Raw genomic sequence first — 18,167 nt, forward strand, 5'->3', positions numbered from 1 at the left:
AAAAATATTATTTTCACATACAATTATTTAATAATATTTTTTGATATAAAATTTTTACTATTTTTTTAAAAATAAACATTTATTACTATTGATAATATTTGGAAAAAATGGTATTATTTAGGTGTAAATATTTTTTATAAAAGGAGAGATATTATGCTTAAAAAATTTTTATCAATTTTAACAGTAATTACTGTACTTGTTAGTTCATTAACTTTTAATGTATTTGCAAATACTATAAAAGATGATGAAATAACGATACGACTTTTAGCAACTAGTGATATTCATAACAAATTTTATCCTTATGAATATGCTACAAATATGGAGAGTAAACATGGTAGCTTAGCTCAAATAGCGACTGTTATTAAAGAATTAAAAACAGAAAATACTATTGTTATTGATGCTGGAGATACTATACAAGGAAATTATTCTGAGTTATTTTTAGATGAAGAGATTGTACCTACAATAGCAGGAATGAATGCTATTGGATATGACATATGGACTTTAGGTAATCACGAATTTAACTATGGAATGGATTTTTTAGAAAAAGTAATGAAAACATCTAAGGCTAAAATTTTAACAGGTAATGTTTATAGACCAGATGAAACAGCTTTAGCAGATGATTATACTATAATAGAAAAAAATGGTATTAAAATTGGTATAATAGGTATGGTTACACCTAATATTACAAGATGGGATGCTGAAAAGCTTATAGGATATAAAGTTACAGACCCATTAGAAGAAATAAATAAAGCTGTAGAAGAACTTAAAGGTAAAGTAGATATTATAGTTTCTGTAAACCATATGGGCGAAAGTAATGAATATAATGTTAAAAATTCTGGTGTAGATGACATAGCTAAAAGTTCTAAAGATATAGATGTTATTATAGCAGCACATGAGCATAAGGCAGTAAAAGGTAAATTATTAAATGATATTTTAATAGTTGAAAATAAAAATGCTGGAGAAACTATTGCTCAAATTGATATCACTCTAAAAAAAGATACAAATGGTAAATATAAAATTATAGATAGAAAATCAAAACTTATTGATGTTTCAAAATATGAACCAGATAAAGAGGTTTTAAAAGTTTTAGAAAGATATGACCAAAAAGCTAAAAAAGATGCAAACACTATAATAGGTAAACTTGAATGTGGAGACCTTGTACCTAAAAATGAAATTAAAGGTATCGCTCAAGCATATATACAAGATACGGCTCTTATAGATTTTATTAATGAAGTACAATTATATTATTCTGGAGCAGATATATCTGCCGCAGCTTTACTTAGCACTAATGCTAATATGAAACAAGGAGATATTAAAAAAAGTGATACTTCTTTAATATATAAATACCCTAATACATTATATGTAGTTGAGATGACAGGTAAACAACTTAAACAATATATGGAATGGAATGCATCTTATTTTAACCAATATAAAGACGGAGATTTAACTATATCTTTTAAACCAGATAGCAGAGGGTATTGGTATGATATGTTTACTGGTATAAACTATGAAATTAATATATCAAAAGAAGTTGGTAATAGAATAGAAAATCTTACTAAAGCAGATGGAACACCAGTTAAAGATACAGATGTATTTAAAGTTGCATTAAATAATTATAGAGCTAATAGTCATATTTTATCAGATGTTATTTTTAAAGATGGGGACAAGCCTAAATTATTACAAATAGACGTTAGAGGAGATATAGGCGGAGTTCGTGAGCTTATAGGAGATTATATCCAAAATGTAAAAAAAGGTAAAATAACAAATAAGGTAGATAATAACTGGAAAATAACAGGTATTAACTGGGATAAAGAGCTTCATGAAAAAGCTAAAGAACAAATTAATTCTGGAAAAATAAAATTAGCAAAATATAATAGTAAATCTATTACTGTTAACGATTTAGTTGATGAAAAAAATAAGCATAATAATATAAGAGAAAATAATAACACAAAAATTGTTAATAAAAAAGTTAAAAAAGTAGCATAAAATAAAAATTTATAAGTTGTACACTATTAATTAAATAGTGTACAACTTTTTTTTATGTTTACATTAATTAACTTTAAAATAATTATTGACAAAAAAATTTGCATGAACTATAATAAGTGTATCAATACAACTAATACACTTATTATGAAAGGAGGTAAATTATGTTTAATATAGATTTTAGAAATCCTAAACCTATTTATGAACAATTAACAGAAAGTATAGAGAAATTGGCTATAAAAGGTGTTTTAAAGCCAGATGAACAGCTACCAAGCGTTAGACAGTTAGCTATGGAGCTTTCTATAAATCCTAATACTATACAACGAGCATATAGTTTGCTAGAAAGTAAAGGCATAACTTATTCAATAAAAGGCAGAGGTAGCTTTATATCACCAAATTGTATAGACTGTATAAAAAATAAGCTTGAATTTATAAGAGATGATATAAAAAGGCTTATAGAAGAAGCTAGAGATATAGGAGCAACAGATGAGCTTATTTTAAGTTGGCTTAAATGAAAGGAGAGTATATATGATAGAGGCAGTAAATGTAACAAAAAAATTTGACAATATAATAGCTGTTGATAATGTATCTGCAACAATAAAAAATGGAAGTGTTTTTGGGCTTATTGGTACAAACGGTGCTGGTAAATCTACATTTTTAAGAATGGCATCTGGAATATTAAAACCAGATAGTGGAAATATAAAAATAGATAATGAAGAAATATTTGATAATATAGGAGTAAAAAATAAGTTTTTTTATATATCTGATGAACAATTTTTCTTTAATAATGCTACTCCAGAAGATATGAAAAATTATTATCAAACAATATATGAAAACTTTGATATTGAAAGATATAAAAAACTTATGAAAGATTTTAGTCTTGATAGAAATAGAAAAATAAAAACATTTTCAAAGGGAATGAAAAAACAAATATCGGTTATATGTGGTTTATGTTCAAAAACGGATTATCTTTTTTGTGATGAAACATTTGATGGGTTAGATCCAGTTGTTAGGCAAGCAGTAAAAAGCCTTTTTGCACAAGATATAGATGAAAGAAACCTAACACCTGTTATAGCATCTCATAACCTTAGAGAATTAGAAGATATATGTGACAACATAGGACTTTTGCACAGGGGAGGTATGATATTATCAAAAGATTTAGAAGAGTTAAAATTAGATATACATAAAGTTCAAATTGTTTTTAAAGAAACTATTACAACTGAAATATTTGAGAAATTGGATATAATTAAAACAGAAACTAGAGGATCTTTAAATGTAATTACTATAAGAGGTAATAAAGAATATGTAAATAAATATTTAGAAAGTTTACAACCAATATTTTTTGAAATGTTACCATTATCTTTAGAGGAAATATTTATAGTAGAAACGGAGGAAAAAGGATATGATATCAAATCACTTATCATCTAATTTTAAAGTATTTAAACAAGAATATAAAAATTATATATGGGCTAGTGCTTTGACCATCATGATGTTTATTTTTGTTAAAATAGTAGTACCTTTATTAAATTTTTCTAATTATTTAACTATAAAAAATGTAGATAATGAACGATTTATGGAAAAATTATTAACATTAAATGATTATTTAATCGGAGAGTATATGCTAAATAAAATGATAATTATTTTATTAGCAATAATTTTAGCTATATCTATATTTTCATATTTACATAATAGAAAACAGGTAGATTTCTATCATTCTTTACCTATATCAAGAAATAGTTTATTTTTTATAAAATATTTACTAGGTATTGTAATAGTAGTGCCTATAATCATAATATCCAATATTGTGTTATATGGAATTTTAAAAATAATTTTAGGGGAAAATTTATTACAATTTAGATATGTTTTAAAATTTATATCTTTTGACATACTATTTTTTATTACTATATATTCTATTACAGTATTTTCTAGTATTATATGTGGAAGTACAATAGCATCATTAATGCTTACATTTATATTAATAAATATATTTTCTATAGTAGTAGTTGTTGTAGATGGTTTATCTCAAATAGTTTTTAAAAATTTAATAGATTTAAGTTATTTATTTGAGTATACAGTTAAATATAATCCAGTACTATGTTATTTTAGTTTAATAGACAGTATAAATCATACATCTATGTATAATATAAATTTTGGAAAAATAGATATATTTATTACGTATATTATAATAACATTAGTAATAATTATTATAAGCTTAATATTATTTAAAGCTAGAAAAAGTGAAAAATCTAATACTTGTATAGCCTTTAAATATGCTAAAACTATAATAAAATATTTTATAGTATGTGTTGGATCTATATTAACAGGGATGCTTTTCTATTTAATATCTGAAAATAGCTTATTATTATATTTAGGTATTGTAATGGGTTGTATTATTTTACATTGCATAGTAGAGATTATATATGATTTTGATTTTAGAGCAATATTTAAAAATTGGTATAGTATAATATGTTGTGCTATTATATGTTTAGTTATAATTTTTTCATATAAATTTGATATATTTAAAAGAGAAGATTATGTTCCAGATATAGAAAAGATATCTAATGTATCTATTATGATAAATGCTAATAATGTATTAAATAATGAATTAAATAATATACAAGATGAAGATATTATAAAAAATATAAATGATTTACACAAAATATTTATTAATAAAAAAAATAATAATAATAATAATAATAATAAAGTAGAAGATACTTATAATTTTAATATTACATACAAATTAAGAAATGGTAAAATATTATGCAGAAATATTAATTTTAGTTATTCAGATTATGAAGCTACAAATATATTAAAAAATATTTTAAATAATAAAAAATATATTAAAGAATTTGCTAATATTTTATATAAGGATATAGCAAATAATGATATTAACTTCAAATTATATAATAAAAATTTTAACATTTATAATTTAGAAGAATTTAATAATATAGATAAAAAATATTTAATAAAGGTATTAAAAAAGGATATTGAAGAAAGTGGTATTTTTATTTTGCCAGAAGATATTATTTTTAACTTAAATATAAATGTAAATAGTTGGAATTATGGTTTAGAAAGAAATTATTATAATTTAGGTATAAGTAATAAATATAAAAATACATTAGATTATTTATCTAAATTAGGAATAAAGTAAACTATATTTAAAGAATTTATACAAAATATTTGATATAACAATACTTATATGTTAATATAGTTAATTATGGAGGTATTGAATATGAAAAATGATGAAATATTAAATATTTTGAAAGAATATTTAGACATAGAAGACATAGATCTAGATAAAATCCCTAATATAGATTTATATATAGACCAAGTAACAACTTTTTTAGAATATAATCTTGAAAAATATAAAAGAGATAAAGACCAAAAAATAATTACTAAAACAATGATAAATAACTATGCAAAAGATAAAATATTGTTATCACCAGTTAAAAAAAAGTATAATAAAAAACAATTAATATCATTAATATTAATTTATCATTTAAAATCTATAATGTCTATAACAGATATTGGTTTAATATTAAAAGATAGCCAAGAAAATATAGAAGAAATATATAAACAATTTTTAATATATAAAGAAAAATCTAATGAAGAATTTTATAAAAATATAGAAAATTTTTTAGAAAATATGCAAGAAAATAAAGATATAAGTATAGATTTAATAGTATTTTTAATAAATATTATTAATGAAGCTAATCAAAGAAAATATTTGGCAGAAAAAATTATAGATTTATATTTAAAAAAATAAAATTTATATAAAATAATAACTTGTATAATTTGTATATTACATATATAATAAAAATATATAGATTATATGTATTTTATGGAGGTAAAATATGAATTATAAAAGTGTATATGAAAATTGGATAAATGATGAATACTTTGATAGTGAAACTAAAAAAGAATTGTTAAGTATAAAAGATAATGAAAAAGAAATAGAAGAAAGGTTTTATAAAGACTTAGATTTTGGCACAGGTGGATTAAGAGGTATTATAGGGGCTGGTATTAACCGTATTAATATATATACAGTTAGTAAAGCAACACAAGGGCTTGCAGATTATATATTAAATCAAAAAGAATATAAAAAAGAAAAAGGTGTTGCTATAGGTTACGATTCTAGATTTATGAGCAAAGAATTTGCAGAAATAACGGCACTTGTTTTAAATGGCAATGGTATAAAAACATATTTATTTGATGAATTAAGGCCAACTCCTATGGTATCTTTTGCCATAAGAGAATTAGGTTGTATAGCAGGTGTTGTTATTACAGCAAGTCATAATCCTCCAGAATACAACGGATATAAAATATATGGAGAAGATGGAGGGCAAGTACCTTTTCCAAAAGATGTAGAAATAATAGGTTATGTTAATAATGTAAAAGATTTTAAGGCTATAAAAAAATTAGATAAAGAAGAAGCTATAAAACAAAATTTATTTAATATCATAGGTAAAGAAATAGATGAAAAATACGACGAAAATGTGTTAAATCAATTAATAAATAAAGATATGATAAAGACCTTTAGTGATTTAAAAATAGTATATACACCTATACACGGAACGGGAAATAAGCCAGTAAGACGTATATTAGAAAAAGCAGGATTTAAAAATGTTAATATAGTCAAAGAACAAGAATTACCAGATTGTAAATTTAGCACAGTAGATTATCCTAATCCAGAAGACCCTAATGCATTTAAATTAGCCTTAAAATTAGCAGAAGAAATAGATGCAGATATAATTGTAGGTACAGACCCTGATGCAGATAGAGTAGGGGCAGTTGTAAAAAATAATAAAGGTGAATATATTATCTTATCTGGAAATATGATGGGAGTATTATTGACAGACTATATTTTAAGTCAAAAGCAACAAAAGGGCACATTATCTAGTAAAGGTGCTATAATATCAACAGTTGTATCTTCTAATATGACTGAAAAGATAGCAAAAAATTATAATGTGGACTATTTTAATGTATTAACAGGGTTTAAGTTTATTGGTGAAAAAATTAAACAATTTGAACAAACAGGACGTAATGAATATATTTTTGGATTTGAAGAAAGCTACGGTTGTTTAGCTGGTACATATGCTAGAGATAAAGATGCTGTTGTTGCCACTATGCTTATATGTGAACTAGCAGGATTTTATAAAAATAAAGGTTTAACATTATACGAAGGTTTACAAGAAATTTATAAAAAATATGGTTATTTCAAAGAAGATATAAAATCTATTACATTAAAAGGTATTGATGGTATTAAAGATATGGAAAAAATAATGACATATCTAAGAGAATCTACACCAAAGGCAGTAAATGGAAAAGATTTAATAGAAGTAAGAGATTATAAAGTTGGAAAAATAAAAAATTTACCCAATAATACTGTATTAGATACAGATTTACCAAAATCTAATGTTTTATATTTTACATTAAGTGATAAATCTTGGTTTTGTGTTAGACCATCTGGTACAGAACCAAAAATAAAAATATATTTTGGAGTAGAAGAATCAACAGAAAGTGAAGCTAATATTAAACTTGATAGTTTGATGAAAAATGTTATGGATATGATAGAAAATATTTTAAAATAAAAATACAAAAGGCTGAAAATTTAATTTTCAGCCTTTTGTATTTTTATTGAGTGCGACTTTTATAAACATACATCATAAGCATAAGCATACAAAATGCTATAAAAACAACAATAGTTGCTTTATAGTCTTGTATAGCTATAAGTATGGCAATAATAGCACTAAATAAGCTAAGCCCATAAAGAATAATAACAGCTTGCTTGTGAGAATAACCACTATCTATAAGTCTATGATGAAGATGACCTCTATCTGCACTCATTAAAGGTTTTCTATTTATAGCACGTCTTATCATAGCAAAAAGTGTATCTAAAATAGGTAAAGCTACTGCTAATGTAGATATAACGATAGATAGAACAGCGTAGCTTTTATATACACCTATACAAGACGTTACGGCTAATACATATCCTAAAAATGTTGAGCCAGTATCACCCATATAAATTTCAGCCGGGCTAAAGTTTCTTGGTAAAAAGCCTAAGCAAGAGCCTGCTAATATTGCTGTTAAAATAACGGCTAAATTGCTACCAGATATTAAACAAAGTACCATAAGGCATAATGAAGCTATAGAAGATACACCAGCAGCAAGACCATCAACACCATCTATAAGATTTACAGCATTTACAAGGCCTAATATCCATACCATTGTTATTATAGCATTAAAAGGACGTAAATATTGCCAAAAAGGCCAAGACATAACATCTATTCTTGTTCCTGTAGACACTACAATAAAAGCTACTAATAATTGTACAATAAATTTAATTTTTGGTGAAAGTTCATAAATATCGTCAAATATACCAAGAATTACTATTAATACACCACCAGTTAAAAATCCAATAAATTGTTTTGTATGAAAATCTTCAACAAAAAAAGATAATATGATAATAGATGCTAAAAAACCTAAAAATATAGCTAGTCCACCTATCCTTGGCATAGGTTCTTTATTTAAGCCTCTAGATTTTGGATAATCAATAGCTTTTATTTTAAATGCAATTTTTTTAGCAAAAGGTGTCATAAGCATTGATACAACAAATGCTATTAAAAAACCAGCCCAATATAGTAACCAATTATGATCCAAATAAAAACCTCCTTGTAGGATAAAGTTCTTTTAGATAGATAGAACCTTTTAAAATAATTTTTTATATTAAAATGTAATTTTATTTTGTTCCAAAAATTCTATCTCCAGCATCACCAAGACCTGGTATAATATAGCCGTGAGAATTTAAATGGTCGTCTAAAGACGCAGTATAAATATCTACATCTGGATGAGCTTCGTTTACTTTTTTTACACCTTCTGGTGAAGCTATTAAACATAAAAATTTGATATTTTTAAATCCACGTTCTTTAATAAATTGCATAGCAGCTATGGCAGTACCACCAGTAGCAAGCATAGGGTCAACAAGCAATATATCTGTATTAGCAGGGTCAGATGAAGGTAATTTACAGTAGTACTCTACTGGTAAAAGAGTTTCAGGGTCTCTATAAAGACCAATATGACCTATATTAGCATTAGGTATTAAATTTAATATACCATCAACCATACCAAGACCAGCTCTTAATATAGGTACAATACCAACTTTTCTATTTAAAACATGACCTTTTGTTTTACAAAGTACAGATTCTACTTCTATTTCTGTTGTTTCTAAATCTTTTGTTGCTTCATAGCAAATAAAACTAGCTATCTCGGAAACAAGCTCTCTAAATTCTTTATTACCTGTTTTTACATCTCTAAGCATAGTAACTTTACTTTGAACAACAGGGTGTTCTACTATGTATAATTTACTCAAAAAAATCACTCCTATTCTTCTATCATATTAATTCTTCTTATATGTCTTTCGTCATTAGAAAAAGGTGTCTCTAAGAAAGTTTTTACTATCTCTAAAGCTAAACCAACACCTATAACACGTTCACCCATAGTTAATATATTTGCATCATTATGTTCTCTTGTAGCTTTAGCAGAAAAAACGTCGTGGCAAAGAGCCGTACGAATACCTTTAACTTTGTTGGCAGCCATAGATACCCCAATACCCGTTCCACATATTAATATACCTTTATTTAAAGTACCATTTGCTACATCATTTGCAACATTTTTTGCATAAATAGGGTAATCTACCGAATCTGTAGAGTTTGTTCCATAATCTTTAAAAGGTATATTATTTTCTTTTAGATATTTTATAACTTCTTGTTTTAAGTGAAAACCACCGTGGTCTGAGCCTATACCTATCATATTTTCCTCCTGTATATTATCAAAGTTTATTTTTGATATAAGATTATAAAGTTCATCAAAACATTTATTATATGTATCAATATCACAACCAAAAGGGTCTTTTATATCCATATCACTATTTAATGTATATTCATACAATGTATAAACTTTAGATTTATTCACATTATTATTTTTAAGTAAAAGATTTTTATGTTGTTTTTCCATTGTTAATATTAAATCGGCATTTTCAAACTCAGATAAACTAAGGGGAGTAGAAAAATGTTCAGATATATTAATATTATTATTATTTAAAACTTGTTTAGCATTTTCATTAATAGATAAACTATTATATACAAAAATTCCTCTAGAGGTAATATTTATATTTATATTTTTACATAAAGATTTAGCTATTGCTTCTGCCATAGGACTACGACAAGTATTACCAGTACAAACAAATATTATATTTTTCATAAAAATCAACCTTATACATTTATTATTTTATAACCAGCAGCTTTTTTTAACCTATTCATAATTGCAAGTCCAACACCTTTTTCGGCAAAAGATTCTATATATATTTTTTCTACATTAAGGTTATCGCATTCTCTTAAAATATTAAAAATATTTTTAGCAATTTCATCTAAATCTTTCCTACTACCAACATTTAAAGCAGTAAAAGATGAATAATTATTTATAGTTTCATTTGATGCAATAACAATAGATTTTAAATTATTTTCCTTATCTGTTTTTAAATATTTTAATATATGAGAAATTATATTATCAATATTGCCATCAATTATAAAAACATCTCCTAAAGGTGCATAATGTTTATATTTCATACCAGGGGCTTTTGCTATCATATTAGAATTATTAGTTAAAATAGCTTTATCAATAGATACATTTTCAACAACACTTTCTAACATTTCTTTTGTTATATTACCAGGTCTTAAAATAGTAACTTTATTATCTAAAACTTCTACTACAGTAGATTCTATACCAAAATCACAATTTCCACCGTCTATAATCATATCTATTTTTCCGTTTAAATCTTTATAAACATGATTTGCATTAGTAGGGCTTGGTTTTGTAGAAGTATTTGCACTAGGAGCAGCTAAAGGAAAGCCACATTCTTTTATTAAGGCTAATGCAATTTTATTATCAGGCATTCTTATAGCAACAGTATCTAAGCCGCCAGAAGTTATATTTGGTATTAGAGAGCTTTTTTTTAAGACAATTGTTAAGGCGCCTGGCCAAAATTTATCCATTAAAAGAAGAGCAACTTTAGGCACATCATTTATAAGAGGGTAAATATCATCTTTATTTGCTATATGAACAATAAGGGGGTTATCCGACGGACGCCCTTTAGCTATATATATTTTTTTTATAGCATTTTCATTTAAAGCATTTGCACCAAGTCCATAAACCGTTTCGGTAGGAAAAGCTACCAACCCTTCATTTTTTAAAATATTAGCCGCCCTTTTTAAGGCGACTATATTTAAAAGTGGATTTAAATTATCAATTTTTTCAAATATTGTATTAGACAAATTAGTTAGCCCCACAACATTTTTTATATTTTTTACCACTTCCACAAGGACAAGGGTCATTTCTTTCTATTTTTGGTTCTCTAATAAATGTAGTAGAGCTTCTTTGCCCTCTAAAAAGTGTTTTTAGTTGCTCTTCTGTAAATATATTTTTCCATTCAGGAAGGTTGTAAAGATGGTCAGCTTTGTATTCTACCATTTTTCTGTATAAAACTTCAAAATTAATTTTTATACATATTTGACTATCTTCTGTTAAATCTTGTAATACAATTTTTTCTTCTTGTGTGTCATTTATACCATCAATAAATCCAGTAAAATATTCTGGAGACATATCAAATTTTTCGGCAAGCTCTTTAACGCTACCTTCAATTTTTTCAACTTTTTCACTTAATATATATTCATATATTTTTTGTTCTTTTGGCACAAAGTCATTCCAAAATAAATTATTTATACCACCATCTTTAGTATATGCTTTATTAAACCAACTTTCGTATAAATTCATTTTTTATCCTCCTTAAAATACATTTATAATAATTAGTTATTATATAGGGTATATTATAAATGTATATATGTTTGTATTAAAAACTTTTAAATCTTATATATTTTACACTAAAATTTGTAAAATGTCTAGATAAATATACTAAAATTAATAAATTTAGATATAATAATAAATATTATACCCTATTTTTACTTATTATACAATATAAATTATTTATAATAAAAATCAAGTTTATTATTATAAAACTAATTTTAAAAGTTCATTTATGTTAGCAACAGGACAAATTTTAATATCTTTTATAGAAGAAACTTCTTTTAAGTTATCTTTTGGTATAACAACTGTTTCAAAGCCTAGTTTTAATGCTTCCATAACACGTTTTTCACAAAATGATACAGCACGTAGCTCTCCAGATAGTCCTATTTCTCCAAAAATTAATGTTTTAGCATCAATAGGCTTATTTTTATAGCTAGATACAATAGAGCAAGCAACAGAAGCATCTAAGGCAGGTTCTAATATTTTTATTCCTCCGGCTAAATTTACATAAATATCATAAGAGCCTAACTGGAGATTTAATTTTTTTTCTAAAACGGCTACAAGAAGTATCATACGATTAAAGTCCATACCAGTTGCCATTCTTCGTGGTATATTAAAAGTTGTATAACTTACTAAAGATTGGACTTCGGCAAGTATTGGTCTAGTTCCTTCTATGCTACAAGTTACAGAAGAACCAGTAGCACCTATTGGTCGTCCAGAAAGCATATATTCAGATGGATTATTTATTTCTACTAATCCTATTTGACGCATTTCAAACACACCAATTTCATTTGTAGAACCAAAACGATTTTTTACGGCTCTTAATATACGATAACTAGCAAGTCTTTCACCTTCAAAGTATAAAACTGTATCTACCATATGTTCTAATATTCTAGGACCAGCAATAGACCCATCTTTAGTAACGTGACCTACTATAAATATAGATATATTTTCTCCTTTACCTATACGCATTATTTTTGCCGTACATTCTCTAACTTGTGTTACGCTACCTGGAGCAGAAGAAAGGTCATCTAAAAAAACTGTTTGTATAGAATCTATTATAACTAAATCAGGAGAAAGCTCTCTTATAGTATTTTCTATTACATTAAAATTAGTTTCAGATAAAAGAAGAAGATTTTTTGTTGTAATATTTAATCTGCTTGCTCGTAGCTTTATTTGTTGAGCAGATTCTTCTCCAGATACATATAATATTTTTTTATTAGCTTCACCAACGGCTTGGCATATTTGTAAAAGTAGGGTAGATTTACCTATGCCAGGGTCTCCACCTACCAATGTTAAAGAACCTTGAACAATTCCACCACCTAAAACTCTATCAAGTTCTCCTATTTGAGTTTTTGTTCTAACTTCATTTATAGGAGCAATATTATCTAAAGATAAAGCTTTATTTGTAGCAGAAGGGCTAGTAATTTTTGGAGTATTTTTTTCAACAATTTCTTCAGAAAAAGTTGAAAAGTTATTACAAGAAGGGCATCTTCCAAGCCACTTTCCAGTTTCATATCCACATTCTTGACATATGTATTTTGTTTTAATTTTTGCCATAAAAACTCCTTAATAAAAGTATTATTTAATTATTATATTTATATTTCCAGTATCAAATAATATTAAATCGGCTAATTTTTCTTTTTTATCTTTTGGGTCTATAATTTTTATATCTATAATTTTTTTATCTTTTATAATATTTTTAGCAAGTTCTTTATGTATAAAAATATTATATTTTTCTAAGCTATTTTTCCATATGTTAAATTTACAACCATTTTTCCAGTTAGAACAATAAAAGCTTTTACTATTTTCTAAAATATCATTATTACATTGAGGGCATACGCCAAATTTTTCTAAAGATTTATATTTATTAGATTGTTTAAATTTATTGTTATCTTCATTATCAAATACAATATTTATTTGTGCTTTTTTAGAATAGTCTACTAAAAAGTGAACATATCTATTTATACTATCCATAAATGTTTTAGGTTGCATAGTACCTTTTGATATAGAAGAAAGCCCTTTTTCCCATTTACCAGTTGTTTCTGGAGATTTTAGCTCTTTTGGAACAATTTCAATTAGTTTGATACCTTTATTTGTAGGTATTAAAGATTTACCTTTTCTTTTTACATAATTCATTTGTAACAAGCGTTCTATAATAGAGGCTCTTGTAGCAGGGGTTCCTAGTCCAGACTCTTTTAATTGTTCTTTTAAGTTTTCATCATCTACAAATCGTCCAGCATTTTCCATAGCCGAAAGTAGTGTAGCTTCATTATATGGGCTAGGTGGCTTAGTTTTCTTATTTAATATTTTGGAATTTTCATTAAAAACATTTACACCTTTTTTTACATTAGGTAAAATATCATTATCTTTTTTATCTTTTTCAACATTAAGTTTTGTAAAGCCTTCTTCTAATATAGTAGTACCTTTAGTTAAAAATAAATGTTCTTCTATTTCTGTTATAATTTTTGTTATATTATATACATAATTAGGATAAAAAACAGCAATAAAACGTCTTACTATAAGGTCGTATACATTTTTTTCATCTTTCGATAAAGAAGATATATTTACAGTTAATGTAGGTATAATAGCATGGTGGTCTGTTATTTTGCTATTGTCAATTATACGTTTTGTTATAGGTAGTTTTTCAAGAGATAAAACATAGTCTAAAAAAGGTTTATATGTATTTAAAGTATTTAATTTATTAAGTATTGGTTTAATTTTAGCTTTCATATCTTCAGATAAATACCTACTATCTGTTCTAGGATATGTAATTAATTTTCTTTTTTCATACAAATCTTGAGCTATAGATAAAGTTTTTTTAGCAGAATAAGAAAACTTTTTGTTACAATCTCTTTGTAGCTCTGTTAAATCATATAACAAAGGTGGTGGTTGTTTTTTAGTTTCAGTTTCTATATTTTTTACAATACCTTTTTTATCTTTTATATCTTTTAAAATATCATTTGCTTTATTTTTTTCAAATATTTTTGTTTCATTTTTCTTAGCTATCCAAATACCTTTGTAACTTTGATTAGTTTCATCTAATGTTTTAAAATTAGCCTCTATTTCAAAATATTCAGTTACTTTAAAATTTTCTATTTCTTTATGTTTTTCTACTAATATAGCTAAAGTAGGGGTCTGAACACGACCAATAGATAGTAGGGTGTTAAATTTTAAAGTAAAAGCTCTAGATGCGTTTATACCAACTAACCAATCTGCCTCAGACCTACACTTTGCAGAATAATAAAGATTGTCATATTCTTTACCATCTTTTAAATTTTCAAAGCCTTCTTTTATAGCTTCATCAGTCATACTAGATATCCATAATCTTTTAAAAGGCTTTTTACATTTTGTTATTTCATATATATATCTAAAAATAAGTTCACCTTCACGCCCACTATCCGTTGCACATATGAGGCTTTCTACACTATTTGTATTTATAAGATTAGATAAAATTTTTAATTGTTTTTTAGTGTTATTTATAGCTTTAATTTTTATTTTAGTAGGTATAATAGGTAAAGTGTTTACACTCCATTTTTTTAAGCTTTTATCATATTCTTCTGGGTCACAAAGGGTAACAAGATGACCAATAGCCCAAGATATAATATAAGTATCGTTATAAAAATAGCCTTCACCTTTTTTACTACATTTTAAAACTTTTGCAATATCTTTTGCAACAGAAGGTTTTTCGGCTATAATTAGATGTTTCATATTAGTTCTCCTTATATTTAAAGTAACATAAATATTATTTTAAGGTTGTTAAGAAATTTTTTATTCTAAAAAGAGCTTCTTTTATTTTTTCTATTGAATAGGCATAAGAGCATCTAATATAACCTTCGCCACATTCACCAAAGGCCGTGCCTGGAACAACTGCCACCTTTTGTTCATAAACAAGACGTTCACAAAATTCTTGAGAAGATAAACCAGTAGATTTTATACAAGGAAAAACATAAAAAGCACCTAAAGCCTCAAAACAATCTAAGCCCATTTCTCTAAATCCATTTAATATAAACTTTCTTCTCATATTATATTCTTTACGCATTTTATTTACGTTATCAATACAAGAAGTTAAAGCTTCTAATCCAGCATATTGGCTCATAGTAGGAGCACACATTATAACATATTGATGTATTTTTGTCATAGCAGATATAATATCTTTAGGACCAACGGCAAATCCAAGACGCCAACCAGTCATAGCAAATGATTTTGAAAATCCATTTAATACAACTGTTTTTTCATACATACCTTCAAATTGAGATATAGAAATATGTTTTTTATTTTCATAAGTAAGCTCTGAGTATATTTCATCACTAATAACTAAAATATTTTTATCTTTTAAAATATTAGCTATTTTTTCTAAATCATCTTTTTCCATAATAGCACCAGTAGGATTGTTAGGATAAGACATAATGATAGCTTTTGTTTTATTAGATAATTTTGATAAAATATCTTCAGGTGTTAACTTAAAGTTATTTTCTGATTTAGTGTTTATAACAATAGGTATACCTCCACACATAGTTATACAAGGTTTGTAAGAAACAAATGAAGGTTCTACCACTAATACTTCATCTTCTGGGCATATTACAGCTCTAAGCGCAAGGTCTATACCTTCGCTAGCACCAACAGTAACCAAAACTTGAGTTTTAGGACAATAATTAACATTTATTGTATTTTTCATGTATTTAGAAATTTCTTCTCTAAGCTCTATCATACCAGCATTAGATGTATACGTAGTTTTGCCTTGTTCTAGAGTATATATAGCTTTTTCTGTACAAGTCCAAGGAGTGTTAAAATCGGGTTCTCCCACACCAAGAGAAATAACTCCTTCAACTTCACTTGCTATATCAAAAAATTTTCTAATACCAGAATAAGGTATATCTTGTATACGTTTAGATACTAAACTCAAGGTGTTACAATAATCCTTTCATCATTTGGTGTGTTTTCATCTATTATAACCCCGTGGTCTTTATATTTTTTTAATACAAAATGAGTAGATGTACTAATTATACAGTCTAATGTAGCTAATTTACTAGATACAAAAGAGGATATATCTTTAATATTTTTACCTTCTACAACTATTAATAAATCAAATGTACCAGACATAAGATAAAGAGATTTAACTTCGTCAAAGCTATATATTCTTTTGGCAATTTTATCAAATCCTTGTTCTCTTTGAGGAGTTACTTTAACTTCTATTAAAGAGGTAATATAATCGCCTTCTTTATCTGTTTTGTCCCAGTTTATTAATGTTGTATAGCCACATATTGTTTTATTATTTTCTAATTTTTTTACCGTTTTTTCAATGTTTTCTTCTGTTGTACCTAGCATATTTGATATATCTTTAAAAGAAATTCGGCTATTTTTTTCTAATATTTCTAGTATGTCTTTTTCCATAAAATTTCCCCTTATGCATCATATTTTTTTATAAATCCAACACCAATAGCAGTAGCACCAGTATGAGCTCCTATAGTAACACCAATATCAAATATAGGGTAAGTTAAATTAATATTATATTTTTCATTTAATGATTTTTCTAGTTCTATAGCTTCATCTTCACAATGAGCATGAGCTATTGCTATTTGATATTTATCTAAATTATTATCCATATATTCATCAAAAATTTTAAGCACTTCTGAAAGAGATTTTTTTCTTCCACGTACTTTAGAATGAGGTTCTAAAACACCATCTTTTAATAATAAAATAGGCTTTATGTTAAGAAGATTACCAGCAAGGGCAGAAGCTTTGCCTATTCTACCGCCTTTTTGTAAATGTTCTAAGCTATCTATGGTAAATATTATTATTCCTTCGTGTTTTAATTGTTCCATTTTTTCATAAGTTTCTTGTAAAGAATATCCAGCTTTTTGCATTTTTGAAGCTTCTATTACTAATAAACCTTGTGCTACAGTAGCTTTTTTAGAGTCTATTACTAGTATTTTTCTTTCTGGGTAGTCTTCTAACATTATATTTGCAGCATTAACAGCACTTTGATAAGACCCGCTAAGCTCTGAACATAATGTAAAACATAAAATATCAAGGCCATCATCTAAATATTTTTTAAAATGTGAACAATAATCTTCCATAGAAGGAAGAGAAGTTTTTGGTATTATTTTTTCAGAAACAACTTTTTCATAAAAGTCATTTATACTTATATCTATATTTTCTCTTAAATAATTTTCTTTATCAAAAGATACATAAAAAGGTACTATGTTTATATTATACTCTTGTTTTAGAGTTTCTGGTAAATCACAAGAACTATCTGATAAAATAATGAAATTTGACATATAAACCTCCTAAAAAATAATTATAATAACATTTTAAGTATATGT

Annotated in this window: 16 protein-coding genes; 6 read left to right on the forward strand and 10 right to left on the reverse strand. The window is 25.7% G+C overall.

The window, feature by feature from the left end; genetic code table 11:
* Positions 1–153: 153 nt before the first annotated feature.
* The 6 genes from NBW53_RS02935 (at position 154) to NBW53_RS02960 (ending at position 7,574) form a co-directional block, all read left to right on the forward strand.
* Positions 154–1,986 carry a 5'-nucleotidase C-terminal domain-containing protein gene (locus NBW53_RS02935; RefSeq protein ID WP_250278628.1) on the forward strand — a complete coding sequence of 611 codons (1,833 nt, stop codon included), beginning with the start codon at positions 154–156 and terminating at the stop codon, positions 1,984–1,986.
* Positions 1,987–2,147: 161 nt separating this feature from the next.
* Positions 2,148–2,498 carry a GntR family transcriptional regulator gene (locus tag NBW53_RS02940; RefSeq protein ID WP_250278629.1) on the forward strand — a complete coding sequence of 117 codons (351 nt, stop codon included), beginning with the start codon at positions 2,148–2,150 and terminating at the stop codon, positions 2,496–2,498.
* A 13-nt stretch (positions 2,499–2,511) separates the two neighbouring features.
* Positions 2,512–3,411, forward strand: a complete 900-nt coding sequence (locus NBW53_RS02945) for an ABC transporter ATP-binding protein (RefSeq protein ID WP_250278630.1) — start codon at positions 2,512–2,514, stop codon at positions 3,409–3,411.
* Positions 3,386–5,134, forward strand: a complete 1,749-nt coding sequence (locus tag NBW53_RS02950; RefSeq protein WP_250278631.1) for a hypothetical protein — start codon at positions 3,386–3,388, stop codon at positions 5,132–5,134. The genes NBW53_RS02945 and NBW53_RS02950 overlap by 26 nt, the downstream gene beginning before the upstream one ends.
* An 81-nt stretch (positions 5,135–5,215) precedes the next feature.
* Positions 5,216–5,749 carry a DUF1836 domain-containing protein gene (locus NBW53_RS02955; protein ID WP_250278632.1) on the forward strand — a complete coding sequence of 178 codons (534 nt, stop codon included), beginning with the start codon at positions 5,216–5,218 and terminating at the stop codon, positions 5,747–5,749.
* An 88-nt stretch (positions 5,750–5,837) separates the two neighbouring features.
* Complete coding sequence (locus NBW53_RS02960; protein ID WP_250278633.1) at positions 5,838–7,574, forward strand: phospho-sugar mutase; 1,737 nt, start codon at positions 5,838–5,840, stop codon at positions 7,572–7,574.
* Between the two features lie 43 nt (positions 7,575–7,617).
* Here the strand turns inward: NBW53_RS02960 and NBW53_RS02965 are convergent, their stop codons facing one another.
* The 10 genes from NBW53_RS02965 to NBW53_RS03010 all read right to left on the reverse strand — a co-directional run bounded on the left by NBW53_RS02965 (position 7,618) and on the right by NBW53_RS03010 (position 18,122).
* Positions 7,618–8,643 (reverse strand): glycosyltransferase family 4 protein, encoded by a 1,026-nt coding sequence (locus NBW53_RS02965; protein ID WP_250278634.1) that lies wholly within the window; start codon positions 8,641–8,643, stop codon positions 7,618–7,620.
* Between the two features lie 79 nt (positions 8,644–8,722).
* The gene (upp, locus tag NBW53_RS02970; RefSeq protein ID WP_250278635.1) at positions 8,723–9,352 is read right to left on the reverse strand and encodes a uracil phosphoribosyltransferase; all 630 of its coding nucleotides are present in this window, start codon (positions 9,350–9,352) and stop codon (positions 8,723–8,725) included.
* An 11-nt stretch (positions 9,353–9,363) separates the two neighbouring features.
* Positions 9,364–10,242, reverse strand: coding sequence for a ribose 5-phosphate isomerase B (gene rpiB / locus NBW53_RS02975; RefSeq protein ID WP_250278636.1), 879 nt, complete (start codon positions 10,240–10,242; stop codon positions 9,364–9,366).
* An 11-nt stretch (positions 10,243–10,253) separates the two neighbouring features.
* Positions 10,254–11,312: an L-threonylcarbamoyladenylate synthase gene (locus NBW53_RS02980; protein WP_250278637.1), complete on the reverse strand. Its 1,059-nt coding sequence runs from the start codon at positions 11,310–11,312 to the stop codon at positions 10,254–10,256.
* 1 nt (position 11,313) lies between these two features.
* Positions 11,314–11,811, reverse strand: a complete 498-nt coding sequence (locus NBW53_RS02985) for an SEC-C metal-binding domain-containing protein (RefSeq protein WP_250278638.1) — start codon at positions 11,809–11,811, stop codon at positions 11,314–11,316.
* A gap of 234 nt (positions 11,812–12,045) precedes the next feature.
* Complete coding sequence (gene radA / locus NBW53_RS02990; RefSeq protein WP_250278639.1) at positions 12,046–13,401, reverse strand: DNA repair protein RadA; 1,356 nt, start codon at positions 13,399–13,401, stop codon at positions 12,046–12,048.
* A gap of 21 nt (positions 13,402–13,422) precedes the next feature.
* A complete protein-coding gene (locus NBW53_RS02995) occupies positions 13,423–15,552 on the reverse strand; it encodes a DNA topoisomerase III (protein WP_250278640.1) in 2,130 nt (709 codons plus the stop codon).
* A gap of 34 nt (positions 15,553–15,586) precedes the next feature.
* Positions 15,587–16,747 (reverse strand): aminotransferase class I/II-fold pyridoxal phosphate-dependent enzyme, encoded by a 1,161-nt coding sequence (locus NBW53_RS03000; protein ID WP_250278641.1) that lies wholly within the window; start codon positions 16,745–16,747, stop codon positions 15,587–15,589.
* Positions 16,744–17,235, reverse strand: coding sequence for an Lrp/AsnC family transcriptional regulator (locus tag NBW53_RS03005; protein ID WP_250278642.1), 492 nt, complete (start codon positions 17,233–17,235; stop codon positions 16,744–16,746). The genes NBW53_RS03000 and NBW53_RS03005 overlap by 4 nt, the downstream gene beginning before the upstream one ends.
* 11 nt (positions 17,236–17,246) lie before the next feature.
* Complete coding sequence (locus tag NBW53_RS03010) at positions 17,247–18,122, reverse strand: DegV family protein (protein ID WP_250278643.1); 876 nt, start codon at positions 18,120–18,122, stop codon at positions 17,247–17,249.
* Positions 18,123–18,167: the final 45 nt, after the last annotated feature.

The sequence above is a fragment of the [Clostridium] colinum genome, from assembly GCF_940677205.1.
Lineage (GTDB): Bacteria > Bacillota > Clostridia > Lachnospirales > CAG-274 > Tyzzerella > Tyzzerella colina.

Excerpts from the sequence above, each read along its gene's own strand:
- NBW53_RS02935 (WP_250278628.1), top strand. The coding sequence starts at position 154 with ATGCTTAAAAAATTTTTATCAATTTTAACAGTAATTACTGTACTTGTT.
- NBW53_RS02940 (WP_250278629.1), top strand. The coding sequence starts at position 2,148 with ATGTTTAATATAGATTTTAGAAATCCTAAACCTATTTATGAACAATTA.
- NBW53_RS02945 (WP_250278630.1), top strand. The coding sequence starts at position 2,512 with ATGATAGAGGCAGTAAATGTAACAAAAAAATTTGACAATATAATAGCT.
- NBW53_RS02950 (WP_250278631.1), top strand. The coding sequence starts at position 3,386 with ATGATATCAAATCACTTATCATCTAATTTTAAAGTATTTAAACAAGAA.
- NBW53_RS02955 (WP_250278632.1), top strand. The coding sequence starts at position 5,216 with ATGAAAAATGATGAAATATTAAATATTTTGAAAGAATATTTAGACATA.
- NBW53_RS02960 (WP_250278633.1), top strand. The coding sequence starts at position 5,838 with ATGAATTATAAAAGTGTATATGAAAATTGGATAAATGATGAATACTTT.
- rpiB (WP_250278636.1), bottom strand. The coding sequence starts at position 10,242 with ATGAAAAATATAATATTTGTTTGTACTGGTAATACTTGTCGTAGTCCT.
- NBW53_RS02985 (WP_250278638.1), bottom strand. The coding sequence starts at position 11,811 with ATGAATTTATACGAAAGTTGGTTTAATAAAGCATATACTAAAGATGGT.
- radA (WP_250278639.1), bottom strand. The coding sequence starts at position 13,401 with ATGGCAAAAATTAAAACAAAATACATATGTCAAGAATGTGGATATGAA.
- NBW53_RS02995 (WP_250278640.1), bottom strand. The coding sequence starts at position 15,552 with ATGAAACATCTAATTATAGCCGAAAAACCTTCTGTTGCAAAAGATATT.
- NBW53_RS03005 (WP_250278642.1), bottom strand. The coding sequence starts at position 17,235 with ATGGAAAAAGACATACTAGAAATATTAGAAAAAAATAGCCGAATTTCT.
- NBW53_RS03010 (WP_250278643.1), bottom strand. The coding sequence starts at position 18,122 with ATGTCAAATTTCATTATTTTATCAGATAGTTCTTGTGATTTACCAGAA.